Annotated in this window: 24 protein-coding genes; 9 read left to right on the forward strand and 15 right to left on the reverse strand. The window is 65.6% G+C overall.

The genetic code is table 11. The features are described 5' to 3' along the window. Window positions 1-63: 63 nt before the first annotated feature. The 8 genes from LOC60_RS06945 to LOC60_RS06980 form a co-directional block, all read right to left on the reverse strand. Window positions 64-1797, reverse strand: a complete 1734-nt coding sequence (locus LOC60_RS06945; protein ID WP_230023946.1) for an HNH endonuclease — start codon at window positions 1795-1797, stop codon at window positions 64-66. Window positions 1798-1990: 193 nt separating this feature from the next. Next, complete coding sequence (locus LOC60_RS06950) at window positions 1991-2551, reverse strand: RNA 2'-phosphotransferase (protein ID WP_230023949.1); 561 nt, start codon at window positions 2549-2551, stop codon at window positions 1991-1993. Between the two features lie 14 nt (window positions 2552-2565). After that, window positions 2566-2925, reverse strand: a complete 360-nt coding sequence (locus LOC60_RS06955) for a hypothetical protein (RefSeq protein WP_230023952.1) — start codon at window positions 2923-2925, stop codon at window positions 2566-2568. 94 nt (window positions 2926-3019) lie between these two features. Continuing rightward, the gene (locus tag LOC60_RS06960) at window positions 3020-3349 is read right to left on the reverse strand and encodes a metal-sulfur cluster assembly factor (protein ID WP_230023954.1); all 330 of its coding nucleotides are present in this window, start codon (window positions 3347-3349) and stop codon (window positions 3020-3022) included. Window positions 3350-3372: 23 nt separating this feature from the next. Further along, window positions 3373-4143, reverse strand: coding sequence for a Fe-S cluster assembly ATPase SufC (gene sufC / locus LOC60_RS06965; RefSeq protein WP_230023956.1), 771 nt, complete (start codon window positions 4141-4143; stop codon window positions 3373-3375). Window positions 4144-4247: 104 nt separating this feature from the next. Beyond that, complete coding sequence (gene sufD / locus LOC60_RS06970) at window positions 4248-5582, reverse strand: Fe-S cluster assembly protein SufD (RefSeq protein WP_230023958.1); 1335 nt, start codon at window positions 5580-5582, stop codon at window positions 4248-4250. Further along, window positions 5582-7057, reverse strand: coding sequence for a Fe-S cluster assembly protein SufB (gene sufB / locus LOC60_RS06975; protein WP_230023960.1), 1476 nt, complete (start codon window positions 7055-7057; stop codon window positions 5582-5584). The genes sufD and sufB overlap by 1 nt, the downstream gene beginning before the upstream one ends. Continuing rightward, a complete protein-coding gene (locus LOC60_RS06980) occupies window positions 7057-7848 on the reverse strand; it encodes a helix-turn-helix transcriptional regulator (protein WP_442860394.1) in 792 nt (263 codons plus the stop codon). Before LOC60_RS06980 ends, sufB begins: the two co-directional genes overlap by 1 nt. A gap of 112 nt (window positions 7849-7960) precedes the next feature. Here LOC60_RS06980 and LOC60_RS06985 point away from each other — a divergent pair, with 112 nt between their 5' ends. From LOC60_RS06985 to LOC60_RS06995, 3 genes are read left to right on the forward strand one after another with little or no spacing between them, the layout of a single operon-like run. Then, window positions 7961-8929: an ABC transporter ATP-binding protein gene (locus tag LOC60_RS06985; RefSeq protein WP_230023965.1), complete on the forward strand. Its 969-nt coding sequence runs from the start codon at window positions 7961-7963 to the stop codon at window positions 8927-8929. Further along, a complete protein-coding gene (locus tag LOC60_RS06990) occupies window positions 8926-9669 on the forward strand; it encodes an ABC transporter permease (RefSeq protein WP_230023966.1) in 744 nt (247 codons plus the stop codon). Before LOC60_RS06985 ends, LOC60_RS06990 begins: the two co-directional genes overlap by 4 nt. Window positions 9670-9674: 5 nt before the next feature. Beyond that, on the forward strand, window positions 9675-10688 hold the full coding sequence (locus LOC60_RS06995; protein WP_230023975.1) for a COX15/CtaA family protein: 1014 nt from the start codon (window positions 9675-9677) through the stop codon (window positions 10686-10688). A 549-nt stretch (window positions 10689-11237) separates the two neighbouring features. Here the strand turns inward: LOC60_RS06995 and LOC60_RS07000 are convergent. Further along, on the reverse strand, window positions 11238-12176 hold the full coding sequence (locus LOC60_RS07000; protein ID WP_331460789.1) for a heme o synthase: 939 nt from the start codon (window positions 12174-12176) through the stop codon (window positions 11238-11240). 436 nt (window positions 12177-12612) lie between these two features. On the opposite strand from LOC60_RS07000, the gene tkt reads away from it, so the two are divergent. From tkt to pgl, 6 genes are read left to right on the forward strand one after another with little or no spacing between them, the layout of a single operon-like run. Beyond that, entirely contained in the window at window positions 12613-14802 is a 2190-nt protein-coding gene (gene tkt / locus LOC60_RS07005) for a transketolase (protein WP_230023977.1), read from the forward strand. Between the two features lie 26 nt (window positions 14803-14828). Beyond that, window positions 14829-15944 carry a transaldolase gene (gene tal / locus LOC60_RS07010; RefSeq protein WP_230023978.1) on the forward strand — a complete coding sequence of 372 codons (1116 nt, stop codon included), beginning with the start codon at window positions 14829-14831 and terminating at the stop codon, window positions 15942-15944. Between the two features lie 6 nt (window positions 15945-15950). After that, window positions 15951-17579, forward strand: a complete 1629-nt coding sequence (locus LOC60_RS07015; RefSeq protein WP_230023980.1) for a glucose-6-phosphate isomerase — start codon at window positions 15951-15953, stop codon at window positions 17577-17579. Continuing rightward, the gene (gene zwf / locus LOC60_RS07020; protein ID WP_230023982.1) at window positions 17580-19124 is read left to right on the forward strand and encodes a glucose-6-phosphate dehydrogenase; all 1545 of its coding nucleotides are present in this window, start codon (window positions 17580-17582) and stop codon (window positions 19122-19124) included. Next, entirely contained in the window at window positions 19121-20056 is a 936-nt protein-coding gene (locus LOC60_RS07025) for a glucose-6-phosphate dehydrogenase assembly protein OpcA (RefSeq protein ID WP_230023985.1), read from the forward strand. Before zwf ends, LOC60_RS07025 begins: the two co-directional genes overlap by 4 nt. Further along, the gene (pgl, locus tag LOC60_RS07030; RefSeq protein WP_230023987.1) at window positions 20053-20877 is read left to right on the forward strand and encodes a 6-phosphogluconolactonase; all 825 of its coding nucleotides are present in this window, start codon (window positions 20053-20055) and stop codon (window positions 20875-20877) included. Before LOC60_RS07025 ends, pgl begins: the two co-directional genes overlap by 4 nt. Window positions 20878-20996: 119 nt before the next feature. Here the strand turns inward: pgl and secG are convergent, their stop codons facing one another. The 6 genes from secG to whiA form a co-directional block, all read right to left on the reverse strand. Continuing rightward, on the reverse strand, window positions 20997-21248 hold the full coding sequence (gene secG / locus LOC60_RS07035; RefSeq protein ID WP_230023989.1) for a preprotein translocase subunit SecG: 252 nt from the start codon (window positions 21246-21248) through the stop codon (window positions 20997-20999). A gap of 61 nt (window positions 21249-21309) precedes the next feature. Further along, window positions 21310-22125 (reverse strand): triose-phosphate isomerase, encoded by an 816-nt coding sequence (gene tpiA / locus LOC60_RS07040; RefSeq protein ID WP_230023991.1) that lies wholly within the window; start codon window positions 22123-22125, stop codon window positions 21310-21312. 102 nt (window positions 22126-22227) lie between these two features. After that, entirely contained in the window at window positions 22228-23454 is a 1227-nt protein-coding gene (locus LOC60_RS07045) for a phosphoglycerate kinase (RefSeq protein WP_230023993.1), read from the reverse strand. Between the two features lie 24 nt (window positions 23455-23478). Beyond that, window positions 23479-24483, reverse strand: coding sequence for a type I glyceraldehyde-3-phosphate dehydrogenase (gene gap / locus LOC60_RS07050; RefSeq protein WP_230023995.1), 1005 nt, complete (start codon window positions 24481-24483; stop codon window positions 23479-23481). A 238-nt stretch (window positions 24484-24721) separates the two neighbouring features. Continuing rightward, a complete protein-coding gene (locus LOC60_RS07055) occupies window positions 24722-25348 on the reverse strand; it encodes a superoxide dismutase (protein ID WP_146362017.1) in 627 nt (208 codons plus the stop codon). A gap of 106 nt (window positions 25349-25454) precedes the next feature. After that, window positions 25455-26435 (reverse strand): DNA-binding protein WhiA, encoded by a 981-nt coding sequence (gene whiA, locus LOC60_RS07060; RefSeq protein WP_227921727.1) that lies wholly within the window; start codon window positions 26433-26435, stop codon window positions 25455-25457. Between the last annotated feature and the right edge of the window lies 1 nt (window position 26436).

Genomic DNA, 26436 nt, shown 5'->3' on the forward strand with positions numbered 1-26436 from the left:
CCGAACAACTGCCCCACGGGTATGTCCTGCCGGACGACGTGCGTTCCACCATGCCAGTCCGGATCAGAATGGTGCTGCTGCCTCCTGTCCATCTCCCGTCGCCGGGTCCGGCGGTCCAGCTTTCGGACGCCCCAGTTCCAGGAAGGGTTCGGTCCGGTAGACGCGGCCGGTGGGCGAGGTCCACTCGATGACCCCCGGTACGGGTTGGCAGGCTTTCCAATAGCCCAGGGTCTTGAACCGGTGGTGCCGCCGGCACAGATGCTCCAGGTTTCCGTGATCCGTAGGCCCACCCTTTGCCCAGTCAACTGTGTGGTCAATGTCCGAAACCGCAGTACTGACCCTGCAACCGGGGAACCTACAGGTTCCGTCCCGGGCACGCAGCCAGCGGCGGAGCCCGGCCGGAACTTTCCGCCGCCGCCCCACACCCAGGATTTCTCCGGTTCGCGGGTCCTGTGCCAATCCGGTCCACCCGGCGGCGTTGCGGGCCAGCCTCCGGGCTGCTTCTGCGCTGATGGGTCCGTAGCCATGGAGCTCGGCTGGCTTGTCGTCGGCTCCGAAGAGGGTTTCTGCGTTGATCAGGACCATGATTTCCGCCTTCGGGATGATTCCCTCGTCCGGTCCTGAGTCATTGTGGGCGGACTTGGTCTCACCTCCTGCGCCAGGATCACGCTCCACCCCGTCCCTCGTGCGGCTGGCACCGTTGGCACCGCCGGCATCTCTGAGATGGGTTGAGCCGAGGCCGCCCATCAGTAGCTGCGCCAGGATGTCTGCACGCAGCTGATCCGTGGTCCGCGAATCCCCGGCCGTCTGTTCACCCCGCGCCGCGGTACTGAGGGTCGTGTAGATCTCCTGGGCTTCGGCCGCCCGTAGATGCGCAGACAGGCAGGACATGCCATCCTCTTCGCGATCCAGGGTGACCTTGCGCTGTTCGAAGGCGCTCAGGTGCCGTTTGGTGATGGTGTCGGGAAATTTCCTTTCGCGCAGCCGCCGGGCCTTACAGGAGAACTGCGCCCGGGTATGGCCGGGCGCGGCGGCCAGCAAATCTGCTTCAAACTCAGGAAGCTGGCCGGGAGGAACGCTTTGGCACTGGTCCAAGACCACCTGCGCGTGCTGGTAGGACAGCTGCCCTTCTTCCAGCCCGGCCAGGGTGGCGGCATGGGTACTGCAGAGCTTGCCCGCCTCGAACATCATGCGCTGAGCGGTGACCTGCGGAATGTTCAGGATGGCTGCACATTCTGACGCTGCCAGGCTGAACGCCATCCCGGGCTCGAGCCGCCCCGAAGCGGCATGATAGCTGTCCCGGAAGATCTCCTGCATCCGGACCATTAGACGTGCTTCCTGCGCCTGCACCCAGGACATCAAATGCGCCATCCGGGACAGGGCATCGCCGACCATGTGGTCATCGAAGGCTTCAAGGTTCTGAAGCGCCAACGTCCCGGTGAAGCCGTCCGGATACCCGCCGGCAGGACTCCCGGCATCGGAGGCACCGAGGTCAGCGGCGCTGGCGGCACTGGGGCCAGAGTCAGGATCGGGAACGGAGGAGGTGGAAGTGCCGGGATTGTCGGCCTCGGCGGGACCGGCAGGGGCGGGGCCCTCGTCAGGGATGGCACGGTCAGCTGGCTCGGTGCCGGGCTCGCCATCAGCGGCCACGGAAGGCTCGGCGTCCAGTTCCGCCCGATACACCGCCAGGGTGCAGGCTGCACGGGGCGCATCCGCTTCACCCGCCATGCCTTCCGGCTGGGGGTCTTCACTGGCTGGTTCTTCGGTTGTCCGTCCGATGTTCCCGAGCTGATCCATACCCTCAGAATTTCACCCGGCACTGACATTTCCGGGCCGAAAACAGGCCCAAACCAGGCTGATCCGGGGACCGGAAATACCCGTCTTTCGAAGGCAACTACCTACGTCAGACAAGCCAGTTCCGTTGGCCTGTTCACGACCATCCACCCGCGCGTCGGTCCCGCTAAACCCGGCCAATCCCCGGCACTTCAGCTCAGGCTTCCGGCATCCCCACAGCAGCCGCAGGGATAGCTGCGGCCAGCCAGACTCCCGAATCCGATTGGTAGAAAGATACCCCCTGGGCCACGGCCACCCGGGTATCCACCGTAAGGATCACGGGATCGGCGTCCTTGCGCTGTCCCACCTGACAAGCCTGCTGCACGGAGTCCGACAGATGGACGTACTGCCGCCGCATGGGCAGAATTCCGGCTGCGCGGATCTGCGGCACAGCAGCAGGCGAGGTCCCATGGAACAACACCGCGGGCGGTGATCCGGGCTCCCCCACCGGCTCCACAGGTACGGAGTGGCCGTGCACGGCGCGGATCCGGCCGTCCCTTATCTGGTGCCGTTTCTTCTCCGCCGCTTCAAGCACCTCGTGAAGCACCGCCTCGTCAACGGACTCCCACTCCGGTCCCAGCCGGTGCAGCGCAGCCAGCACGTCAGAGACCGGCGCCCATCCTTCGAGATCCAACTCCAGCGAATACTCTCCCGGAGCATGACGCAGCGCATGGGATAACACCCGGCTGATCTCTGTCCGGCTCGGCCGCTTCGGCATCGATGTCACTTTTCTCAGCTCCAGTCGAACTCAACGAAGTCACGCACGGCAGCCAAAAGCCACTCCTCCATCGAGGGGTATTCATCCTGAACGTGGCGTATCGGCTTTCCATCGGTCGACCACACGTCCCAGTCATCGATCACCACAACGCTGGTGCCCGTCCAGCACGCAACGTCGTCGTTGTCGGTCCTTCGGGCAAAGGGAACGATCCCCCACCCCGGGAGAACCTCCTCGATGTGCTCCGCCCGCCTCACCTGCTTTTCCCCGCGGAGCAGGTGCCACGGATCCAGATCCACCACCCCGCACTCAATCATGTGGTCATAAAGGGCTGGCAGCGCATGCTCAAGCACCCTGGGCCCCCCGAAACTGGTCATGAAAGTGTGTGCTGTTCCCCATGGCGCAAACGCTAGCACGCGCAAAAGGGCCGCCCCCCGTATCGGGAAGCGGCCCTTTCAGCGGCAGAACCTGCTAAATGTTGAAGCCGAGGGCCCGCATCTGGTCGCGGCCGTCGTCGGTGATCTTGTCAGGTCCCCACGGCGGCATCCAAACCCAGTTCAGGCGCCACTCGTCAACGACGCCGTCCAGGGCCTGGGCGGTCTGCTCCTCAAGCACATCGGTCAGCGGGCAGGCCGCCGTCGTCAGTGTCATGTCGATCAGCAGTGCGCCGTCCTCGGCGTACTTCAGGCCGTAGAGCAGGCCAAGGTCAACGACATTCACCCCCAGTTCGGGGTCAATGACGTCCTTGAGGGCCTCTTCGACGTCCGCAAGGGACGTGGAGGCCAGATCGGAGTCGCTCATACTTGCTCCTTCAGCTGTCTTTACTACGCGCCGGCTGCGGCGTTGGCGCCGGTGAAGCGGTCGTAGCCTTCTTCTTCGAGGCGGTCAGCCAGTTCGGGGCCGCCCTGCTCGGCGATGTGGCCGTCAACGAAGACGTGTACATAGTCGGGCTTGATGTAACGAAGGATACGCGTGTAGTGCGTGATGAGCAGCGTGCCCATGCCGCCCTTGGAGTGCTCGCGGTTGACGCCTTCGGAAACAATCTTCAGGGCGTCGACGTCGAGGCCGGAGTCGGTCTCGTCGAGGATGGCGATCTTCGGGTGGAAGAGTTCCATCTGCAGGATCTCCACGCGCTTCTTCTCGCCGCCGGAGAAGCCCTCGTTGACGTTGCGCTGGGCAAAGTCGGCGTCGATGCGCAGGTCGGCCATGGCCGCCTTGACGTCCTTGGTCCAGTGGCGCAGCGAGGGTGCTTCACCGTCGAGCGCGGTCTTGGCGGTGCGCAGGAAGTTGGTCATGGTGACGCCCGGGACCTCGACCGGGTACTGCATGGCCAGGAAGAGGCCGGCGCGGGCACGCTCGTCCACGCTCATGGCCAGGACGTCTTCGCCGTCCAGCGTGATGGAGCCGCTGTCCACGCTGTAGCGCGGGTGGCCGGCGATAGTGGAGGCCAGGGTGGACTTGCCGGAACCGTTGGGGCCCATGATGGCGTGCGTCTCACCGGTGTTGATGGTCAGGCTGACACCCTTCAGGATCGGCTTGCGGCCCTGTTCGGTCTCAATGCTGACGTGAAGATCCTTGATCTCAAGAGTAGACATGCGAGTTGGCTTTCTCCTTTGCACCCGCGGGTGCGTTACTAAGCTTTGGGGATGGAAGGCGAGAGGGTCCGGGTGCCGGATTACTCCGGCACCCGGACTTCGTCTCAGTAGGCTCCGGAGGCTTCGAGCTCGCGCTCGACGGCGTCGGTGAGACGCTCTTCCAGGGCGGGTACCTTGATCTGCTGGATGATCTCGGTGAGGAAGCCCCGGACCACCAGGCGGCGGGCGGTGTCCTCGGGGATACCGCGTGCCATCAGGTAGAACAGGTGCTCGTCGTCGAACCGGCCGGTGGCGCTGGCGTGGCCGGCACCCTCGATCAGTCCGGTTTCGATCTCCAGGTTCGGTACGGAGTCGGCGCGGCCGCCGTCGGTCAGCAGCAGGTTGCGGTTGACTTCGTACGTGTCGGTGCCTTCTGCTTCCTTGCGGATCAGGACGTCGCCAACCCACACGGTGTGCGCGTCGCGGCCCTGCAGGGCTCCCTTGTACATCACGCGGGACTTGCAGTTCGCGACCGCGTGGTCGACGAACAGGCGCTGTTCCAGGTGCTGGCCGGCGTCGGCGTAGTACAGGCCGAACATCTCCACGTCGCCGCCGGTGGCGGTGAACTTGGAGGACGGGGTGACGCGCACCAGGTCGCCGCCGAGGCTGACGACGACGTGCTTGAACTTCGCGTCGCGGCCGATTTTGGCGTACTGCGCGGAGGCGTGCACGGCGTCGTCGTCCCAGTCCTGGACGGAGACGACGGTCAGTTCCGCACCGTCGCCGACGACGATTTCCACGTTCTGGGACAGAACGGCCGAACCCTTGTGGTCCAGGACCACAACACCCTTGGAGAACTTCTCCGCGGTGATGACGATGTGCTGCGCGGCCGGATCCTTGCTGACACCGTTGATGGTCAGCGTGACGCTGCCGTCAACTACGGTCTCGGCGGGAATGGTTACGGCAGTTGCCTCGCGGAAGTCTTCCCACGCGGCTGCGGCAACCCGGTCTTCGGGGATGCCGGCGGAGCCGATGCGGGCGTCGGTGCGGGCAATGCTCTCCACACGCACGCCGTCGGGCGCGACGACGGCCAGCTCGGGAGCCGTTCCGTCGAGGTCCGCGGTGTGCAGGCCGCGCAGGCGCTTGAGCGGGGTGAACCGCCAGTCTTCTTCACGTCCGGTCATTTTGCCGAAGTCAGCCCGGTGGAAGGAGGTGGTGCGGCCGGCGCGTGAGCTGTCCGGGATGCCCTCTCCGCCACCGTGGCTGTGGGACTTGCTGCTGTCGCCGCCCAGCGGTGAGGATTCCTCGTTCAGCGGGGAGAGGTTTTCGCCCTCCTCGGTGAAGCCGTCAATGCGCACACGGTTGGTTTCCTTGGGGGAACCTACCTTCGCCTTGACCTCCTCCACTACATTGCTGACCTTTTCGGTCACGGTTTCGACGACGTCGTTAAGCTTCGACATTAACCGACGGCTCCTTCCATCTGGAGTTCGATGAGGCGGTTGAGTTCAAGGGCGTATTCCATCGGCAGTTCACGGGCGATCGGCTCGATGAAGCCGCGCACGATCATTGCCATTGCCTCGTCCTCGGGAAGGCCGCGGGACATGAGGTAGAACAGCTGCTCCTCGCTGACGCGGGAGACAGTGGCTTCGTGGCCCATGGTGACGTCATCTTCGCGGATGTCCACGTACGGGTACGTGTCCGAGCGGGAGATGGTGTCCACCAGCAGGGCGTCACAGCGCACGGTGTTGGCCGAGTGCGTGGCGCCTTCGCGGACCTGGACCAGGCCGCGGTACGCGGCACGGCCGCCGCCGCGGGCCACGGACTTGGAAATGATGGAGCTCTTGGTGTTCGGCGCAATATGGACCATCTTGGATCCGGTGTCCTGGTGCTGGCCCTCGCCGGCGAAGGCGATGGACAGGGTCTCACCCTTGGCGTGCTCGCCGACCAGGTAGACAGCCGGGTACTTCATGGTGACCTTGGAGCCGATGTTGCCGTCGATCCATTCCATGGTGGCCCCCTCGTGTGCAATGGCGCGCTTGGTCACCAGGTTGTACACGTTGTTGGACCAGTTCTGGATGGTCGTGTAGCGGACGCGGGCGCCCTTCTTCACGATGATTTCGACGACGGCGGAGTGCAGCGAATCCGACGTGTAGATCGGCGCGGTGCAGCCCTCGATGTAGTGGACGTAGGAATCCTCGTCCGCAATGATCAGGGTGCGCTCGAACTGGCCCATGTTCTCCGTGTTGATACGGAAGTAGGCCTGCAGCGGGATCTCGACGTGGACGCCCTTGGGGACGTACACGAAGGAACCGCCGGACCACACGGCAGTGTTCAGCGAGCCGAACTTGTTGTCACCGACGGGGATGACGGTGCCGAAGTACTCCTGGAACATTTCCGGGTGTTCCTTCAGCGCGGTGTCCGTGTCCAGGAAGATAACGCCCTGGCGTTCCAGGTCCTCGCGGAGCTGGTGGTAGACAACCTCGGACTCGTACTGCGCCGCGACGCCGGAAACCAGGCGGCCGCGCTCAGCTTCGGGGATGCCGAGCTTCTCGTACGTGTTGCGGATGTCCTCGGGAAGGTCTTCCCAGGTGTTCGCCTGCTTCTCCGTGGAGCGCACGAAGTACTTGATGTTGTCGAAGTCGATGCCGGAGAGGTCTGCGCCCCAGGTCGGCATGGGCTTGCGCTCGAAGTACTTCAGGCCCTTCAGGCGCATATCCAGCATCCACTGCGGCTCGTTCTTCTTAGCCGAAATGTCGCGGACAACTTCCTCACTCAGGCCGCGGCGGGCAGTTGCACCGGCGACGTCCGAGTCGGCCCATCCGTACTCGTACGTACCGATGCCCTCGAGCTCAGGGTTCTTTTCCAGGATGTCTGAAATAACAGACTCCGGCACCAATGAAGGTGCCGTTGGCTTCTGGGTTACTTGATCCGTCATCACGGCCTTTCTTGCTGATGAATGGATGTGGACTGGTTGGTCTCAGCGTGCAGTGGAACCTGCGGCGCGGATCGGGTCCGACCCACGGGAATGTGGGTCGTACAAACGTGGCCGCCCCGGGAGAGAGTGGACAGTCGGCGGACGTCCACCTCGAGGAGGCGGGCAAAAACTTCGGTCTCCTTGTCACAGAAGACGGGGTAGGCCGTGGCGAGTCCCTGGATGGGGCAGTGCGCCTGGCACAGCTGGATACTCAGCAGCGTGCTGTTCTTCGCTGCAGCGCCGATCATGGTGGTCGACGCAACGAAGCCGTCCTTGGTCAGTTCGGCGGCCAGCGCCTCGGCGCGGTCGGCGACGTCGGGCCCTGCCGCTTCGACGACGGGACGGTAGCGTTCCTCCATCCGGCCGAACCGGTCCGCGGCAAACGCTTCGATCGCCTGCGGGCCGAGGGCGGCGCCGAGCTGGCGCAGCGCTTCGGTCGCAATGTCGAGGTAGTCATTGCCCAGATGGGCCTGCCCCTGCGGACTCAGTACGTACCGCCGGGCCGGCCTTCCGGCTCCGGAAGAGGAATTGCGGACGAGCTTGACCTGGATCAGGCCCTTCCCCGAAAGGGCGTCAAGGTGGCGGCGCACAGCGGCGGGCGTGAAGCCCAGCCGTTCCCCCAGCTCCGCAGCACTGACAGGGCCGTGTTCCAGAACCGCACCCAGCACTTTGTCCCGGGTACGCTCCTCCGCTTCGCGGGCAGCACTCGGCACGGCCGCTGCCTTAGTCTCAGAGTTGCTCACAGAATACACAACACAAGCATGACCTAATCTGTTCCCCGATTCCACTAAGGCAAGGCTTGCCACCGCCGGGTCACGGGCCGGATTGGCCGGTGCCGATGCCCTGTACTACCTAACGTAGAATATGCAGGTGCCTATCGATGAACCCTGCCTGACCATTAAAGGTCTGATCAAGGACTGCGGCCCGGTTGCTGGTCTCGACGGCAAAATGATCCGTGTCCTGGCCGGCGTCGACTTCACAGCCCGCCGCGGCTCCGTCACCGCCCTGCTCGGTGCCAACGGTGCCGGTAAAACCACCACGCTGGAATGCGCCCAGGGCCTGCAGCCCATTGACGGCGGGGAAATCTGCCTGCTCGGACAGGATCCCTACCGGGCCGATGCCCGGCTGCGCAGCCGGGTCGGTGTGATGCTGCAGGACGGCGGCCTGCCGCCGTCGGCCCGTCCCGTTGCCCTGCTTGAGCATGTTGCCCGTATGTATGAGGACCCTCGTCCGGTTGCCGAGCTGGTGGACCGCCTGGGCATCCGCAGCTTTGCCAACACCGGCATCCGGCGCCTGTCCGGCGGGCAGAAGCAGCGGCTGGCGATGGCGGCAGCGCTGATCGGCCGGCCGGAAGTACTGTTCCTCGACGAGCCCAGCGCCGGCCTGGATCCGCAGTCGCGGCAGATTGTCTTTGAGCTGATCTCCGAGCTGCGTGCGGAGGGGCTCGGCATCATCCTCACCACCCACCTGATGGACGACGCGCAGAAGCTCGCGGACTACGTCTACATCATCGACGCCGGCAAGACCGTCGCCTCGGGCACCGTCGCCGAGCTGACCTCCGCCACAGGTTCCGCGGCCGAGCAGCGCCTGCTGACGTTCGACGCCGAGCCCGGCCTCGACGTCGCCGCCCTCGCTTCCGGGCGGCTGCACCACCTGGAGGTGGCCGAAGCCGCACCCGGCCATTATGCGGTCCGCGGTGCCCTGAGCCCGCAGGACCTTGCCGAGGTGGCCGCCTGGTGGGCGGCGCGGGACATCCTGCCTTCCTCGGTGCACATGGCCTCCCGCACCCTCGAGGACGTTTTCCTCGACCTATCCGGAAGGACCATCCGTTGAGCGCTCCCGCGTCACTGCCGGCACGCATCCTGAACCAGGGCCGCTACGAGGCCATCACGATGCTGCGCAACGGCGAACAGCTGATCCTCGCCGTGGTGCTGCCCCTGCTGGCCATGGTGGCGCTGGTGGTCACTCCCCTGCTGGACGGTTACGAAACCAGCCGGATCAACATGGCAACTCCGGGCATCTTCGCGCTCTGCGCCATGTCCACCGCGTTCACCGGGCAGGGCATCGCCACCGGCTTTGACCGGCGCTACGGCGTCCTCCGCTACCTTTCCACCACGCCGCTGGGCCGCGCCGGCCTCATTGCCGGAAAGATGATTGCGGTCCTGGCCGTCCTGGCCATCCAGGTGGTGCTGGTTTCCGTAGTTGCCCTGTTCTTCGGCTGGCGGCCGGAGCTGAGCGGGCTGCTGCCGGCGCTGATCCAGCTGGTCCTGGGCGCGGTGGCGTTCACGGCGCTGGGCCTGCTGGTGGCCGGAACAGTACGGCCTGAGGCGACGCTGGCGATAACGAACCTGCTCTGGATCCTCCTGGCTGCGGCCGGCGGTATCATCATCCCCGTGGGCAACCTGCCCGAGGTGCTGCAGCCGTTTATCGAGGTCCTGCCCTCTGCTGCCCTGGGCGACGCCCTGCGTTCGGCCCTGATCGATTCGCAGTTCAATATTTCCGCCACGCTCATCCTTCTGGCGTGGACAATACTGGGCGGCCTGGGTGCTGTCCGCTGGTTCAAATGGAGTTAGAAACCGTGTCACAGACCTCGGCCGGGGTCCCCGCCCGGCAAATCACCAGCCCCGCTGCAGGAAAGCTCGTCCGCAACCTTGCCGTGGCGTCACTGGTGGCCAATATCGTCATTGTGGTGACCGGCGGTGCGGTCCGTCTGACGGCATCCGGCCTCGGCTGCCCGGAATGGCCGCTGTGTACGGCGGACTCCCTGGTGACGACGCCGGAGATGGGGCTGCACGGCGTCATCGAGTTCGGCAATCGGCTGCTCACCTTCGTGCTGACGGCCATTGCCTTTGCGATGGTCTTCTCCGTGTGGCGCCTGCGGTCCGAACGCCGCGATCTCTGGTGGCTTTCCGTTGCCCTGCTGGCCGGCGTTCCCGCCCAGGCCATTATCGGCGGGATCACCGTCCTGACCGACCTGAACCCGTGGGTGGTGGGCCTGCACTTCCTCGCCTCGACGGTGATGATTACGGTGGCCGTGGTGATGCTCAACCGGTCCCGGCTTTCCGCCCTGGATCTCCAGGCACGCCATGCACCGCTGGCGGACAAGAGCCTGCGTCCCGTGCTCGGTGCCATCGGTGTCCTGTCGGCGCTGACCGTGGTGCTGGGCGTTGTAGTGACCGGGTCCGGCCCGCACGCCGGAGACCATGGAGCGGCCCGCAACGGCCTGAACCCGGACCTGATCACCCGCATCCACGTGGTTCCCGTTTACCTGCTGGTCTTTGCGCTGGCAGTGGCCCTGTACCTGGTGTTCCGCCGGGCGAGTGACGCCCGGGTGCGCAAGGCAGTGCTGGTGCTGGCCGCCGTCGTACTGGCCCAGGCCGCCATCGGCTACGTGCAGCACTTCCTGCACCTGCCCATTGCCCTGGTGGCACTGCACATGTTCGGTGCATGCCTGCTGACGGCCGCAGCCGCCGAGGCCGTCTACATCGGCTTCAACAAGCAGGTTCCCGGCGGGGCTGCCGTTGCCGTGGCGCAGGCGCGGAGGGACCGGAAGATCCGCGGCGGCCGGAAGGTCCGCACAGCCCGGAAGTAACGCCGCGCGGTTCCCGGCGGAAGGGCCGGACTCCCCACGGGGTCCGGCCCTTTTTGTGTGCCGGGGGTGCTGGCTTGGCGGTGCGGCGCAGGGGGCTGTCCGCCGCACGGGGTCCCACACTTTGGTACTGCTGTTGCGGCGGGTGTGAACACACCGGCAACAAGTGCCACATTCCCTGGGATGCTGTGCGCGCAGGGGGCTGTCCGCCGCACGGGGTCCCACACTTTGGTACTGCTGTTGCGGGTGTGAACCCACCGGCAACAAGCGCCACATTCCCTGGGATGCTGTGCACGCAGGGGGCTGTCCCTAGCCCGAAGCCCCACCACGCCCGGCTGTCACCATCTACTGAGCAGATAACGGGGTTATCCGGTCTGCTCAAGCCCGTTATCTACTCACCAGATGACGCAGGGGCTGCTGCAACAGGCGCGCAGGACGTTCCGGAACGCCCAGAGCGCCGCCCCGCCCCCAGACACCCGGAGCGCGCGTCGACCCCCCGGAAACAGCAACGGCCGGACCCCCGAAGGGATCCGGCCGTTGTAAGGCGGAACGCTAGACCAGGGCGCTGCCCACGAACGGGTCCACGGCCAGGGCCAGGAAAAGGATCGTCAGGTAGCTGATGGAGAGGTGGAAGACCTTCATGGCCGACTTGTCGTTGAGCTCTTCACGCTGGGCCCGGGAGTGCAGCTTGTGCGCCTCGGCCACGAACCAGCCGCCGGACAGCAGTGCGGCAATGGTGTAGACCCAGCCCGCACCGCCCACGGGAACCAGCAGCAGCGAGCAGGCCACCGTGGCGTAGGCGTACAGGACCACCTGGACGGAGACGAGCTTGGCACCGGCCACGGCACCGAGCATCGGCACGCTGGCGTTGCGGTAGTCCTCGCCGTACTTCATGGACAGCGGCCAGTAATGCGGGGGCGTCCAGAGGAAGATGATCATAAACAGGATGAAGGCCGGCCATTCCACCTTGTTGGTGACGGCAGCCCACGCGATGAGTACGGGCATGCAGCCCGCGGCGCCGCCCCAGACGATGTTCTGGGTCGTGCGGCGCTTGAGGATCAGGGTGTAGAAGACCACGTACAGGAAAATGGCCCCGACGCCGAGCAGTCCGGTGAGCGGGTTGGCCCCGATCCAGAGCAGGGCAATGGCGACAATCCCCAGCACCCAGGCGAAGATCATTGCCTCTCGCGGGGAGACCTCGCCGGTGACCAGCGGACGGTTCTTGGTCCGCTTCATCAGCTTGTCCATGTCGCGGTCGATATAGCAGTTGAAGGCACCGGCGCTGCCTGCTGCCAGTGCGCCGCCGATCATGGTGACCAGGATCAGGCCCAGGGACGGAAGCCCCTGCTCGGCGAAGATCATGGTGGGAAGGGTAGTCACGAGCAGGAGTTCGATGACGCGCGGTTTCGTGAGCGCCACGTAAGCCCGGACCTTGCGGCCCGCCGTCATCTTCCCCGTGTGGACCGGAGACTCGGCATGCTGGGTAGTCACGAAGCGATCACTTTATCCAATCTGGAACGAAAAATCCGTCCTAATCATAACCTCTATCGGCTGTAGAAATCGAAGCATGGAATACGCATGCGCCCGCACGCCTGCAGGAACCGGAACAGCTCCGGGCCGCAGGCCGCCAACGCACGGGAAGGGCGGGCAGGAAGCAGCCTTAGAGGATAAGGTTGGAACGGACCTTTCCCGCGGCGAATTTCGCTGCGGCACGGGTAAAGAAGCAAACAGTATTAAGCAGTATCCGCGGCGTTCGCCGCGGAACGCGGAACAAGTTATGCCGTGAACGCGGTATGGATTTGCGTCTGCGGTTGGTTGTAGTGGTAAAGGAACCGGACGCACTCCGTTTACGGGGGCTTCCGGGCATGTCCGGCGCTGTACGGCGCCGGTTGTCTGCAGAGAGAGGGGCCCGGTAAACGTGCCACATATGGAAGAGCAAGAACTGATCTGGACCGAAACAGACCGCAAGGCAGTGGATACCGTCCGCGTCCTGGCTGCCGACGCCGTGGAGAAGGTCGGCAACGGCCACCCCGGCACGGCCATGAGCCTGGCCCCGGCCGCCTACCTTCTGTTCCAGAAGGTTATGCGCCACGATCCGTCCGATCCGCAGTGGATCGGACGCGACCGTTTTGTCCTCTCCCCCGGGCACACCTCCCTGACCCTTTACATTGAGCTCTTCCTCTCCGGGTACGGCCTGGAACTCGAAGACCTGCAGTCTCTGCGCACCTGGGGTTCCAAGACCCCCGGCCACCCCGAGTACCGCCACACCGACGGCGTCGAAATCACCACCGGGCCGCTGGGCCAGGGCCTCGCGTCCTCCGTTGGCTTCGCCTTTGCCCAGCGCCGCCTGCGCGGCCTCCTGGACGCCGACGCCGCCGAGGGCACCAGCCCGTTCGACCACACCATCTGGGTCATCGCCTCCGACGGCGACCTGCAGGAAGGCGTCACCGCCGAGGCCTCCTCGCTGGCCGGCCACCAGGAACTCGGCAACCTCGTGGTGGTGTATGACGAGAACCACATCTCCATCGAAGACGACACCGACATCGCCTTCACCGAAGACGTGCTCAAGCGCTACGAAGCCTACGGCTGGCACACCCAGCGGGTGGACTGGACCAAGACGGGCGAATACGTCGAAGACGTTAACGAGCTCTACAACGCACTGATGGCAGCCAAGGCCGAAACCAACCGGCCCTCCATCATTTCCCTGCGCACCATCATCGGCTGGCCTGCACCGAACAAGCAGAACACCGGCAAGATCCACGGTTCCGCCCTGGGTGCCGACGAAGTGGCGGCACTGAAGGAAACGCTGGGCTTCGACCCCGCCAAGACCTTCGACGTCGACCCCGAGGTCCTCGAGCACGCCCGCCAGGCAGTAACCCGCGGCGCAGAGGCCCACAAGCAGTGGAACGAGGGCTTCAAGGCCTGGGAAGAGGCCAACGCAGAAGGCTCCGCCCTGCTGGCCCGCCTCGAAAAGGGTGAACTCCCCGAAGGCTGGGAAGCATCGCTGCCCGTCTTCGAAGCCGGCAAGGACATGTCCACGCGTGCCGCCTCCGGCAAGGTCCTCTCCGCCATTGGCCCGGCACTGCCGGAACTGTGGGGCGGCTCCGCCGACCTCGCGGAGTCCAACAACACCACCATCGAAGGTTCCCCCTCCTTCATTCCCGCCGGGAAGCAGACCAACGCCTGGTCCGGCAACCCGTACGGGCGCGTGCTGCACTTCGGTATCCGCGAACACGCCGCGGCGTCGATCGTCAACGGCATCACCATGCACAGCAACACCCGGGCCTTCTCGGGTACGTTCCTGATCTTCAGTGATTACCAGCGTCCGGCCATCCGCCTGGGCGCACTCATGGGCGTGCCGGCCATCTACGTCTGGACCCACGATTCCATCGGCCTCGGCGAAGACGGACCCACCCACCAGCCGGTGGAGCAGCTCGCCTCGCTGCGTGCGATCCCGGGTCTCGACGTCGTCCGTCCGGGCGATGCCAATGAGGTGGCCGTCGCCTGGCGGACCATCCTGGAGAACACCGAGAACCCGGCCGGCATTGTGCTGACCCGCCAGAACATCCCCACCTACGCCCGCGGCGAGGGTGCTGCCACGGCCACCGAGTTCGCTTCCGCCGAAGGTGCGGCGCGCGGCGGCTATGTGCTTGCCGAAGCCGTCCGCGACGGCAGCGTAGTGACGCCCGACGTCATCCTGGTGGGCACCGGTTCCGAGGTCCAGCTGGCCGTTGAGGCCCGCGAAGCCCTCGCTGCCGAAGGCGTAGCCGCCCGCGTGGTGTCGATGCCGAGCATCGAATGGTTCAACAAGCAGGACAAGGAATACCGCGAGTCCGTGCTGCCCAAGGACATCCGTGCGCGGGTATCCGTGGAAGCGGGCGTCGCCCTCGGCTGGCGCGAAATTGTCGGCGACGCCGGCCGCAGCGTCTCCCTGGAGCACTTCGGCGCTTCCGCCGACTACAAGACGCTGTTCCGCGAATTCGGCATCACCGCCGACACCGTGGCGCAGGCTGCCCGGGATTCCCTCGCCGCTGTCGGCGGCGGCGGATCCGCCCCCGCCGGCACCACCGGCGCGTCTTCCGGAGCACAGTCCACCGAGACCGGCGACCAGCAGTAATCCCCTTACTTAAAGGAGTACCAACAATGACTTCCACACCCACCGCCCGGCTTTCCGAAGCCGGAGTCTCCATCTGGCTCGACGATCTCTCCCGCGAACGGATTGTTTCCGGTTCCCTGAAGAAGCTCATCGATGAGCGCAACGTGGTCGGCGTGACCACGAACCCGAGCATCTTCGCAGCCGCCCTGGCCAACGGCGCGTCCTACGCCGCCCAGGTGCAGCAGCTCTCGCGTTCGGGCGCCGACGTCGACAAGTCCGTCTTCGAAATCACCACCGACGACGTCATCCAGGCCTGCGACCTCTTTGCACCGGTCTACGAAGCAACCCACGGCGTTGACGGCCGCGTTTCCATCGAGGTTGACCCGCGCCTGTCGCGTGACACCCAGGGCACCATCAACGAGGCGAAGGAACTCTTCGACAAGGTTGGCCGCGCCAACGTCCTGATCAAGATTCCCGCCACCCAGGAAGGCCTGCCGGCAATCACCGCCACGCTGGCCGCGGGCATCAGCGTGAACGTGACCCTGATCTTCTCGCTCGAGCGCTACCGCGAGGTCATCAACGCCTACATGCTCGGCATCGAGCAGGCAAAGGAAAACGGGCACGATCTCTCCACCATCCACTCGGTGGCGTCCTTCTTCGTTTCCCGGGTCGACGCGGAGATCGACAAGCGCCTCGACGCCGTCGGCTCCGATGACGCCAAGGCACTGAAGGGCAAGGCCGGACTGGCCAACGCCCGGCTGGCCTACCAGGTCTTCGAAGAGCAGTTCGCCACCGAGCGCTGGCAGGTCCTGGCCGCCGCCGGGGCGAACGCACAGCGCCCGCTCTGGGCCTCCACCGGCGTGAAGGATCCGGCCCTGCCGGACACCCTCTACGTCACCGGCCTCGTGGCTCCGGACTCGGTGAACACCATGCCGGAAAAGACGCTGGAAGCCACAGCCGACCACGGCGAGGTCACCGGAGACACGGTCACCGGCACGTACGAGGAGTCCAACGCGGTCCTGGACCAGCTGGACGGACTCGGCATCTCCTACAACGACGTTGTGGAGCTGCTGGAAACCGAAGGCCTCGATAAGTTCGTGGCCAGCTGGGGCGAACTGCTCCAGACCGTTCAGGCCGCACTGGATACCGCGAAAGAGGCATAGGAAAAAATGACCACACTGTCCTTTGAAGCAGCCGGGGCGGCAAGCGTTGCCGTCGACGCCAAGGTGCCCGAACTCGTGGGAGATGAAGTGGCCTCCCGCCTCGTGGCCCAGGATCCCACCCTGTGGGGACCCGATGCCGAAGCCGAGGCGTCCATTCGCCTGGGCTGGCTCAATCCCGGAGAAAGCTCCCGGCCGCTCGTTGGACAGATCGCGGCGCTTCGGGAAGAGCTCGCCGCCGAGTCGGTGACCCGCGTGGTCCTGGCCGGCATGGGCGGCTCTTCCCTGGCGCCCGAGGTCATTACCCGGTCCGCGGGCGTGGACCTCACCGTCCTGGATTCCACCGACCCCAACGTCGTTGCGGCGGTCCTGGGCGACCGCCTGGCCGAAACGGTCATCGTGGTGAGCTCGAAGTCGGGGTCCACGGTGGAGACCGATTCGCAGCGCCGGGTGTTCGAACAGGCTTTCACCGATGCCGGCATCGACGCCAAGTCCCGCATCGTGGTCGTCACCGACCCGGGGTCGCCGCTGGACGCGGCGGCCCGCGAGGCCGGCTACCGCGCCGTGTTCAACGCCGACCCCAACGTCGGCGGGCGCTACTCGGCGCTGACTGCCTTCGGCCTGGTGCCCTCGGGACTGGCCGGAGCGGACATTGAAACCCTTCTGGATGACGCCGAACTGACAGTGGAAATGCTGCGGGACGACGCGCCGGACAACATCGGCCTGGAACTGGGCGCCGCGCTCGGAGGCACCGAGCCGCTCCGCAACAAGATCGTGATCGTGGACGAAGGCTCCGGACTGGCCGGCTTCCCCGACTGGGCCGAACAGCTTATTGCAGAATCCACCGGCAAGCTCGGCACCGGCCTGTTGCCGGTCGCCGTCGAACCCGGCGCGCCGGAGCTGGTTTCCGGTGCCGGCGACGTGCTTACCGTCCGGCTGGTCCCCGTCGACTCGGAGGCCCTCCCCGAAGGAGACCAGGTGGTTGTGTCCGGCAGCCTGGGCAGTTCGATGATGCTCTGGGAATTTGCCACCGCCGTGGCGGGACGGCTGCTGAACATCAACCCGTTCGACCAGCCGGACGTCGAGGCTGCGAAGAAGGCAGCACGCGGGCTCCTGGACGCCACCCCCGAAGCCACGGAACCGTCCTTCGTTGACGGGTCCGTCGAGGTGCGCGGCCCCGCTGACCTGCTCGGCACGGCGCACACCCTCCGCGGCGCGCTGGCTGCCCTGCTCCGCACCCTCGGCACGGACGGCTACCTCAGCATCCAGGCCTACCTCGACCGCGCCCGCCAGGCCGAGCTCGCCGGCATCCGCCCCGAGCTGGCTTCCGCCACCGGCCGGCCCGTGACCTTCGGCTGGGGTCCGCGCTTCCTGCACTCCACCGGCCAGTTCCACAAGGGCGGCCCGGCGCAGGGTGTCTACCTGCAGATCACCGGCAAAGCCGCGGAAGACGTCTCCATTCCGGACCGGCCCTTCACCTTCGGCGAGCTCATCAGCGCCCAGGCTGCCGGTGACGCGCAGGTCCTCGCAGACCAGGGCCGCCCGGTACTGCGGCTGCACCTGCTGAACCGCGACGAAGGGGTCCGTGAAATCGAAAACGTTGTGCGGGCACTGGCCGCAGAAGGAAACGGCAAGTAAATGCCCGCCGAGGAGAAGGCCGGAACGGGTAACCCCCTTCGGGATCCACGCGACCGCCGGCTGAGCCGGATCGCCGGTCCGTCTTCCCTGGTGATCTTCGGCGTGACCGGAGACCTCGCCCGGAAGAAGCTCATTCCGGCCGTCTACGACCTCGCCAACCGCGGCCTGCTTCCGCCCAGCTTCTCGCTGGTGGGCTTCGGCCGCCGGCCCTGGAGCCACGAGGAGTTCGCCGCACAGGTGAAGGAATCGGTGCAGGCGCATGCCCGTACCGATTTCGACGAGGGTGTGTGGAAGCAGCTGGCCGAAGGCATCCGGTTTGTCGAGGGCGGCTTCGACAGCGGTGAGGCCTTCGGGAACCTCAAGGAGACCCTTGAGGACCTGGATGAACGCCGCGGTACCCGCGGCAACCATGCGTTCTACCTTTCCGTTCCGCCCAAGTCCTTTGAGCAGGTCTGCCAGCAGCTTTCCGAGCACGGGCTGGCCAAGACCTCCGAGGGCAAGTGGCGGCGGGTGGTGATCGAAAAGCCGTTCGGCCACGACCTGGCGTCCGCCCGGGAACTGAACAACGTGGTCGAGTCGGTCTTCCCCGCCGATTCGGTGTTCCGAATCGACCACTACCTGGGCAAGGAAACGGTCCAGAACATCCTGGCGCTGCGCTTCGCGAACCAGCTGTTCGAACCGATCTGGAACGCCAACTACGTGGACCACGTACAGATCACCATGGCGGAAGACATCGGGATCGGCGGGCGTGCGGGCTATTACGACGGCGTGGGCGCTGCCCGCGACGTGATCCAGAACCATCTGCTGCAGCTCTTGGCGCTGACCGCGATGGAGGAGCCTATCTCCTTCAACGCGGACCACCTCCGTGCCGAAAAGGAGAAGGTACTGGCCGCCGTCCGGCTGCCGGAGGACCTCTCGCGCAGTTCCGCCCGGGGTCAGTACACGGGCGGCTGGCAGGGCGGCGAGAAGGTTACCGGTTTCCTGGAGGAGGAAGGGTTCAACCCGGAATCCAAGACCGAGACCTTCGCGGCGATCCGGCTGGACATCAATACCCGCCGCTGGGCCGGGGTTCCGTTCTACCTGCGGGCCGGCAAACGGCTGGGACGCCGCGTCACGGAAATTGCCGTGGTCTTCAAGCGCTCCCCCAACCTGCTGTTCCGCGAACACAACGACGACGACTTCGGCCAGAACGCCGTCGTCATCCGTGTGCAGCCGGACGAAGGCGCCACCATCCGCTTCGGCTCCAAGGTGCCGGGCACACAGATGGAGGTCCGTGACGTGTCCATGGACTTCGGCTACGGACACTCGTTCACCGAGTCCAGCCCCGAGGCCTACGAACGGCTGATCCTGGATGTCCTCCTCGGCGAGCCGCCGCTCTTCCCGCGGCACCAGGAAGTCGAGCTGTCCTGGAAAATCGTGGACCCGTTCGAAGAATACTGGGCATCGCTGGACACCCAGCCCGAGCCTTATGCCCCCGGGAGCTGGGGACCGGACTCTGCAAACGAGCTGCTCGCCCAAGACGGAAGGACCTGGAGAAGGCCGTGATAGTTGAACTGCCGGACACCACCACGTCCAAGGTGTCCAAGGAAATTGTTGCCATGCGTGAAAAGGGCGGCGTGGTCACCCTCGGCCGCGTGCTGACCCTGGTGGTGGATACGCAGCCGGACTTCGTCGAGGAGGCCATTGCCGCCGCCAACGAGGCCAGCCGCGAACACCCCTGCCGCATCATCGTGCTGGCCGAGGGCAGCCCGGACGACGACACGCGCCTCGACGCGCAGATCCGTGTGGGCGGCGACGCCGGGGCCTCCGAAGTGATTGTCCTGTCCGGGCACGGAGAACTGTCCGGGGAAAGCGAGTCACTGGTTTCGGCCCTGCTGCTGCCCGACGCACCCATAGTGGTCTGGTGGCCGCACGGAGTTCCGCAGGACCCGGCAAAAACCCCGCTGGGCTGCATTGCACACCGCCGGATTACCGACGCGGCCACCGAGGACGACCCGAAGAAGGCCCTGCTGGGCCTGGCCGACAGCTATGCGGCCGGAGACACCGACCTTAGCTGGACCCGGCTGACCAACTGGCGGGTCCAGCTGGCAGCGGTCCTGGACGGTGCGGGAGCCGCACCGGTCCAGTCCGTCGTCGTCGAAGGCGCCTCGGATTCGGCCAGCACCTTCCTGCTGGCCGCCTGGCTGAAAAAAGCGCTGGATGTACCGCTGGAAATCATCGAGGGGGACGCGGGAACCGGTATCCACCGGGTAGTGTTTAGGCGGCCCGACGGTGACGTGGAACTGGCCCGGCCTGACCAGGTCACCGCCCATCTGACCCAGCCGGGGCAGCCGGAACAGCAGATCGCGCTTCCGCGGCGCACCCTGCGGGACTGCCTGGCGGAAGAGCTGCGGCGGCTGGATCCGGACGAGGTGTTCGGAGAGGTACTTACTGAGGGGCTGGCCGCATGCCTGTCCCAGAAAGGGGCGAACGCGTGAAGCACTCCCCCAACGGTGTCAGCATCCACCCGGATCCCCAGGCGCTGGTATCGACTACGGCGGCGCGGTTGATCACCAAGCTCGTGGATGTCCAGAGCCGGCGCGGGGAGGCCACGGTGGTGCTGACCGGCGGCACGGTAGGCATCGCGACGCTCGAGGCCGTCACCGCCAACCCCGCCCGCACTGCGGTGGACTGGACCCGGGTCAACTTTTGGTGGGGTGACGAACGGTTCCTCCCGGCCGGAGATGCTGAACTCAATTCCCTTCAGGCCCGGCAGGCAATGCTGGACCCGCTCGGCGTTCCTGCTGCACGGATCCACGCTGTTGCCACCGCCGGCGAAGTCGACTCGGTGGAGGACGCCGCGGCCGACTATGCCCGGCAGCTGGCTGATGCGGCTGCCGCCGAGCAGCTCCCGGCCAGGTTCGCGGCGGTGGACCCCCGGCTGCCGCGTTTCGACGTCCTGCTGCTGGGCGTGGGACCGGACGCGCACATTGCGTCCCTCTTCCCCGAGACCCCGGGCGTACGCACCGTCGGGCAGACCACCGTCGGTGTGCGGGATGCCCCGAAGCCGCCGCCGGAGCGGATTTCGCTGACCCTGGAAAGCATCAACACGGCCTCCGAGGTCTGGCTGGGCGTTGCGGGCAACGACAAGGCCGGTGCCGTCGGCCTGGCACTGGCCGGCGCGGGAGAGATCCAGGTTCCGGCCGCCGGTGCCCGCGGCCGGACCAAGACCCGCTGGCTGATTGACCAGGCGGCAGCGTCACAGCTGTCCCGGCGCCTCTTCGACTCCGACGACCACGAGCCGGACGATGAGGACTAACGCTTTAGCGCATGTCTCAGACAAGCCCGTGTCTTAGACAAGGAAATGGCCCCCGGAGAAATCCGGGGGCCATTTCCATTACGTATTAATACCGGTACTGCTACCGGAGCACTGCCTGCCTAGGCTTCGCCGGAGAAGCGCTGGATCAGTCCGAGAGCCACGATCACTACGCCCCAGGAGAGGGCCAGTGCCACCGTGAAGCGGTTCAGGTTCTTTTCGGCAACGCCGGAGGATCCGAGGCTGCTGGTCATGCCGCCGCCGAACATATCCGACATACCGCCGCCGCGGCCTTTGTGGAGCAGGATGAGCAGCGTCAGCAGCAGGCTCGTGACGGCAAGGAGCACCAGCAGGACGGTCTTCAGAATTTCCACTTACGGCCTTTCGGGTGACTCATGGATTGGAGACGCCGCTGCGGCGCCCTTCAGCTGCAGTTCAGTCAGTCACCAGATGTTGTTCGAACCTGACAATATTAGCAAATTCGCCTACATCCAAACTGGCACCGCCAACCAGCACGCCGTCCACATCGCGTTCGCCCAGAATGCTTGCCGCATTGGCGGCCTTGACGGAGCCGCCGTAGAGCAGGCGGGTCTTGGCCGCCACGGCGTCGTCGTACAAATCAGCGATCTCGGCACGGATGGCGGCACACATTTCCTGCGCGTCTTCCGGACCGGCAACCTCACCCGTGCCGATGGCCCAGATGGGTTCGTAGGCAATGACCAGCCGGGAAACCTGCTCGGCGTCCAGGCCGGCGAGGTCCTTGCGGACCTGCTCCAGGGTATGCAGTACATGGTCCCCGGCCTGCCGCACCTCGAGGCCCTCGCCGACGCAGAGGATGGGTACCAGATTGTGGCGGTACGCGGCCTTGAGCTTTTCATTCAACAGCTCGTCGCTCTCGCCGTGGACGGACCGGCGTTCGCTGTGGCCCACCAGGACGTAGCTGCAGCCGAGCTTGGCGAGGAACTGTCCGGAGATGTCACCTGTGAACGCGCCGGAATCCTTCGGTGAAAGATCCTGGGCCCCGTATTCCACCTTCAGCTTGTCTCCGGCCACCAGCGTCTGCGTGCTGCGCAGATCGGTGAACGGAGGGAACACCACAACCTCCACGCGGCCGTAGTCGTGACGGGCGTCGCTCAGCGTCCATGCCAGCTTCTGCAGCAGGGTGATGCCCTGGACGTGGTCCATGTTCATCTTCCAGTTGCCGGCGATCAGGGGTGTGCGGTCGAACTTGCCGTTCGTGGAGGTGGTCATGGTTGCTCCGGTTTCTTACTCGGTGCACCGGCCGCTGGGGCCGGGCGGGATGGGACATGCGGGTGCGGGCCCGCTTAGGCAAGCGGACCCGCACCTTCGGTTTTACTTGTCGAGGACGGTAAGGCCCGGGAGGGCCTTGCCTTCCAGATATTCGAGGCTGGCGCCGCCGCCGGTGGAGATGTGCCCGAAGTCGTCTTCCGAGAAGCCGAGCTTCCGGACGGCAGCTGCCGAATCGCCGCCGCCGACCACGCTGAAGCCGCTGGACTCCTTCAAGGCCTGGGCAACGGCACGGGTGCCGTTGGCAAAGGCTTCGAACTCGAACACACCCATGGGGCCGTTCCAGAAGATGGTCTTCCCGCCGCGGATCCGCTCGGCGAAGGCTGCCGCGGAATCGGGACCGATATCCAGGCCGAGGCCGGAGGCACCGAAACGGCCGTCCTCCATAGCCTCGGCAGGAACGGTCTCGACATCGGCGTCCGCAGCGAACTTATCCGCCACCACAATGTCGGTGGGCAGGACAAATTCGCAGCCGACCTCCTTGGCGCGGCTGAGGTAGCCCTTGACGTTCTCAATCTGGTCCGTCTCGAGCAGCGAGGCGCCGACTTTGTAGCCCTGCGCAGCCAGGAACGTAAAGACCATGCCGCCGCCCACCAGCAGGTAGTCCGCCCGGTCCATCAGGTTCTCGATTACTGCCAGCTTGTCGGACACCTTGGAACCGCCCAGAACCACCACATAGGGCTTCTCCGGGTTCTCGGTGAGGCGCTTGAGCACCTCGACCTCGGTGTGCACCAGCCCGCCTTCGTAGGCGGGCAGCGCCTCGGCAACATCGTAGACGCTCGCATGCTTGCGGTGCACTGCACCGAAGGCGTCATCAACATAGGCACCGTTGCCGCCGGTCAGGGCTGCCAGCTCCCCCGCCAGTGCCTGGCGTTCGGCGTCGTCCTTGGAGGTTTCCCGCGGATCGAAGCGGATGTTCTGCAGCACCAGGACGGACCCGGCGGCCAGTGAGCCTGCCAGCCTGCGGGCACTGTCGCCCACCACGTCTTCGGCGAACTCCACCGGGAAGGCGGAGAGTTCCTCGAGGCGGTCGACGGCGGGGCGCAGCGAGTACTTGTCATCAGGCTTGCCCTTCGGGCGGCCGAGGTGGGCCATCACAATGACCTTGGCACCGTGCTCCACGAGGGTCTGCAGGGTGGGAATCGACGCCCGGATGCGTCCGTCGTCGGTAACCCGGCCGTCGTCCAGCGGTACGTTCAGATCCGAGCGGGCCAGGACGTACCTGCCGTCGACGCCTTCGCTGATCAGGTCGGGGAGAGTTTTGACAGTCATGTCTACCTTTGCGTACTCGGTTGATTAAAGCTTTGAGCCAACAAGCTTGGTGAGGTCCACGAGACGGCAGGAGTAGCCCCACTCGTTGTCGTACCAGCCCACGACCTTCACCTGGTTCCCCATAACGCGGGTCAGGCCGGAGTCGAAGATGCACGAGGCAGGATCGGTGACGATATCGGACGAGACAATCGGCTCGTCGGTGTAGCGCAGGATGCCTGCCAGCGGTCCGTTGCCTGCGGCCTTGTAGACATCGTTGATCTGCTCCACCGTGGCTTCCTTGGAAACCGTCACGGTGAGGTCGGTGACCGAACCGGTGGGCACCGGGACGCGCAGCGCGAAGCCGTCCAGCTTCCCGTCGAGGGCCGGCAGGACCAGGCCGATGGCCTTTGCGGCGCCGGTGGTGGTCGGCACGATGTTCAGGGCGGCGGCGCGGGCACGGCGGAGGTCCTTGTGCGGGCCGTCCTGCAGGTTCTGGTCCGCGGTGTACGCATGGACGGTGGTCATCAGGCCGCGTTCAATGCCGAACGCCTCGTGCAGGACCTTGGCCAGCGGGCCGAGGCAGTTGGTGGTGCAGGAGGCGTTGGAAATGATGTTGTGCGACGCGGGGTCGTAGTCGCCGTCGTTGACCCCCATAACCACGGTGAGGTCGGCGCCCTTGCCCGGCGCGGAGATCAGGACCTTCTTGGCGCCGGCGTCGATGTGCTTTTTGGCGTCTTCGGCCTTGGTAAAGAATCCGGTGGACTCAATGACGATATCCACGCCCAGATCTTTCCAGGGGAGGTTCGAGGGATCCCGCTCGGCGAGGACCCGGATGGTCTTGCCCCCGACGACGATGTTGCCCTCGCTGACTTCGACGTCGGCCCCCAGGCGTCCGGTGACGGAATCGTACTTGAGGAGGTGGGCGAGGGTCTCGGGGCTGGTGAGGTCATTTACCGCGACAATGTCGAGGTCGGCGTTCTGCTCCAGGGCCGCCCGGAAGTAGTTGCGGCCAATACGCCCGAATCCGTTGATTCCAACACGAGTAGTCACTGTTCTGTCTCCTTGAGTAGGGGTTCAATCGAGAGCTGTGTGACCTCAGGGTAAGAAGCCACCGGACTGACTGCGGCCTGACACTTCCGCTTGGGAAACCCTTCCGGCCGCGGCGCCGTGGGCCCGTCCCGCCGGTGCCGGAAAGCACCTGGCGGGACCGGGCCTACGGATTTATCTTACGCGTCACAGTCTCCGTAGGAACCGGGGCACCCGCACAAATGTGCGGCAGGAGCGGTGACTAGGCCGGGACGATCAGGCTCTTGGCGCCGGTGCGGGCGGCGTCGAAACGCGCGGCGACGTCGGCCCAGTTCACGATGTTCCACCATGCCTTGACGTAGTCGCCCTTAACGTTGGCGTAGTCCAGGTAGTAGGAGTGCTCCCACATATCGAGCATCAGCAGCGGAATGGTGCCCACGGGGACGTTGCCCTGCTGATCGTAGAGCTGCTCGATGACCAGGTTCTTGCCCAGCGGTTCGTAGGCCAGGATGGACCAGCCGGAGCCCTGGATGGAGTTGGCCACGGCAGTGAACTGGCCGCGGAAACCGTCGAACGAACCGAAGAACTCATCGATGGCTGCTGCCAGTTCGCCTTCGGGCTTGTCGCCGCCGTCCGGGGACATGTTGTTCCAGAAGACGCTGTGGTTGGTGTGGCCGCCCAGGTGGAAGGCCAGATCCTTGGAGAGCTTGCCGATGGTTCCGAACTCGCCCTTTTCGCGGGCCTCCGCCATCTGGGCCAGGGCGGTGTTGGCGCCGGCCACGTAGGTTGCGTGGTGCTTGTCGTGGTGCAGCTCCATGATGCGCGCGGAAATGTGCGGCTCAAGGGCGGCGTAGTCGTACGGCAGTTCCGGCAGTGTGTATTCGTTCACGAAAATCCTCCGTTGGTGTCGGATCAATATTCCGGACGGAATTCCCATCCGGAAACTCGACGTGCCGCCGAAAGGCAGCAGGCTTAGTCCATCCTATGCAATAACGTTATTCATCCAACATTTCCGGAGTGACGCTGGACTCGGTACCCGGGATTCCGAGTTCCGCCGCCCGCTTGTCCGCCATTGCCAGCAGCCGCCGGATCCGCCCCGCAATGGCGTCCTTGGTCATGGGCGGGTCAGCCAGGTGGCCCAGCTCGTCCAGGCTGGCCTGCTTGTGGGCCACGCGCAGTTCGCCGGCGTAGCGCAGGTGCTCCGGGACGTCCTCGCCGAGGATCTCCAGGGCGCGTTCCACCCGGGCGCCGGCGGCGACGGCGGCCTGCGCGGAGCGGCGCAGGTTGGCGTCGTCGAAGTTGGCCAGCCGGTTGGCTGTGGCCCGCACTTCCTTGCGCATCCGGCGCTCTTCCCAGACCATAAGCGCGTCGTGTGCGCCCATCCGGGTGAGCAGGGCCGCAATGGTGTCACCGTCGCGGATCACTACGCGGTCCACGCCGCGGACCTCGCGTGCCTTGGCTGCAATGCCGATCCGGCGGGCGGAACCGACCAGCGCCAGGGCCGCTTCGGGACCGGGGCAGGTTACTTCGAGCGAGGAGGAGCGTCCGGGTTCGGTAAGCGACCCGTGGGCGAGGAAGGCACCCCGCCAGACGGCCTCGGCGTCGGCCGCTGAACCGTTGACCACCACTGAGGGCAGGCCGCGCACCGGACGGCCGCGGGCGTCGAGCAGCCCCGTCTGCCGGGCGAGCGATTCGCCGTCCTTGACCACGCGGACCACGTAGCGGTTGCCGCGGCGCAGCCCGCCGCCGGACACCACAATGATGTCGCTGGCGTGACCGTAAACCTCTGCAATGGCTGCCCGCAGCCGTCGGGCCGTGGACGCGAGATCCACCTCCGCCTCGATGACTATCCGGCCGGAAATGATGTGCAGTCCGCCGGCAAAACGCAGCATTGCCGACACCTCGGCCTTGCGGACTGAGGATTTCTTCACGTCCAGACGTGACAGTTCCTCTTTTACTGCTGCGGTTAACGCCACA

It is taken from the genome of Arthrobacter sp. zg-Y769 (assembly GCF_020907405.1).
Lineage (GTDB): Bacteria > Actinomycetota > Actinomycetes > Actinomycetales > Micrococcaceae > Arthrobacter_B.

Bases quoted from the DNA above. Each gene is read 5' to 3' on its own strand.
- LOC60_RS06945 (WP_230023946.1), bottom strand. From the start codon at position 1,797: ATGGATCAGCTCGGGAACATCGGACGGACAACCGAAGAACCAGCCAGT.
- LOC60_RS06950 (WP_230023949.1), bottom strand. From the start codon at position 2,551: ATGCCGAAGCGGCCGAGCCGGACAGAGATCAGCCGGGTGTTATCCCAT.
- LOC60_RS06955 (WP_230023952.1), bottom strand. From the start codon at position 2,925: ATGACCAGTTTCGGGGGGCCCAGGGTGCTTGAGCATGCGCTGCCAGCC.
- LOC60_RS06960 (WP_230023954.1), bottom strand. From the start codon at position 3,349: ATGAGCGACTCCGATCTGGCCTCCACGTCCCTTGCGGACGTCGAAGAG.
- sufC (WP_230023956.1), bottom strand. From the start codon at position 4,143: ATGTCTACTCTTGAGATCAAGGATCTTCACGTCAGCATTGAGACCGAA.
- sufD (WP_230023958.1), bottom strand. From the start codon at position 5,582: ATGTCGAAGCTTAACGACGTCGTCGAAACCGTGACCGAAAAGGTCAGC.
- sufB (WP_230023960.1), bottom strand. From the start codon at position 7,057: ATGACGGATCAAGTAACCCAGAAGCCAACGGCACCTTCATTGGTGCCG.
- LOC60_RS06985 (WP_230023965.1), top strand. From the start codon at position 7,961: ATGCAGGTGCCTATCGATGAACCCTGCCTGACCATTAAAGGTCTGATC.
- tkt (WP_230023977.1), top strand. From the start codon at position 12,613: ATGGAAGAGCAAGAACTGATCTGGACCGAAACAGACCGCAAGGCAGTG.
- tal (WP_230023978.1), top strand. From the start codon at position 14,829: ATGACTTCCACACCCACCGCCCGGCTTTCCGAAGCCGGAGTCTCCATC.
- LOC60_RS07015 (WP_230023980.1), top strand. From the start codon at position 15,951: ATGACCACACTGTCCTTTGAAGCAGCCGGGGCGGCAAGCGTTGCCGTC.
- zwf (WP_230023982.1), top strand. From the start codon at position 17,580: ATGCCCGCCGAGGAGAAGGCCGGAACGGGTAACCCCCTTCGGGATCCA.
- tpiA (WP_230023991.1), bottom strand. From the start codon at position 22,125: ATGACCACCTCCACGAACGGCAAGTTCGACCGCACACCCCTGATCGCC.
- LOC60_RS07045 (WP_230023993.1), bottom strand. From the start codon at position 23,454: ATGACTGTCAAAACTCTCCCCGACCTGATCAGCGAAGGCGTCGACGGC.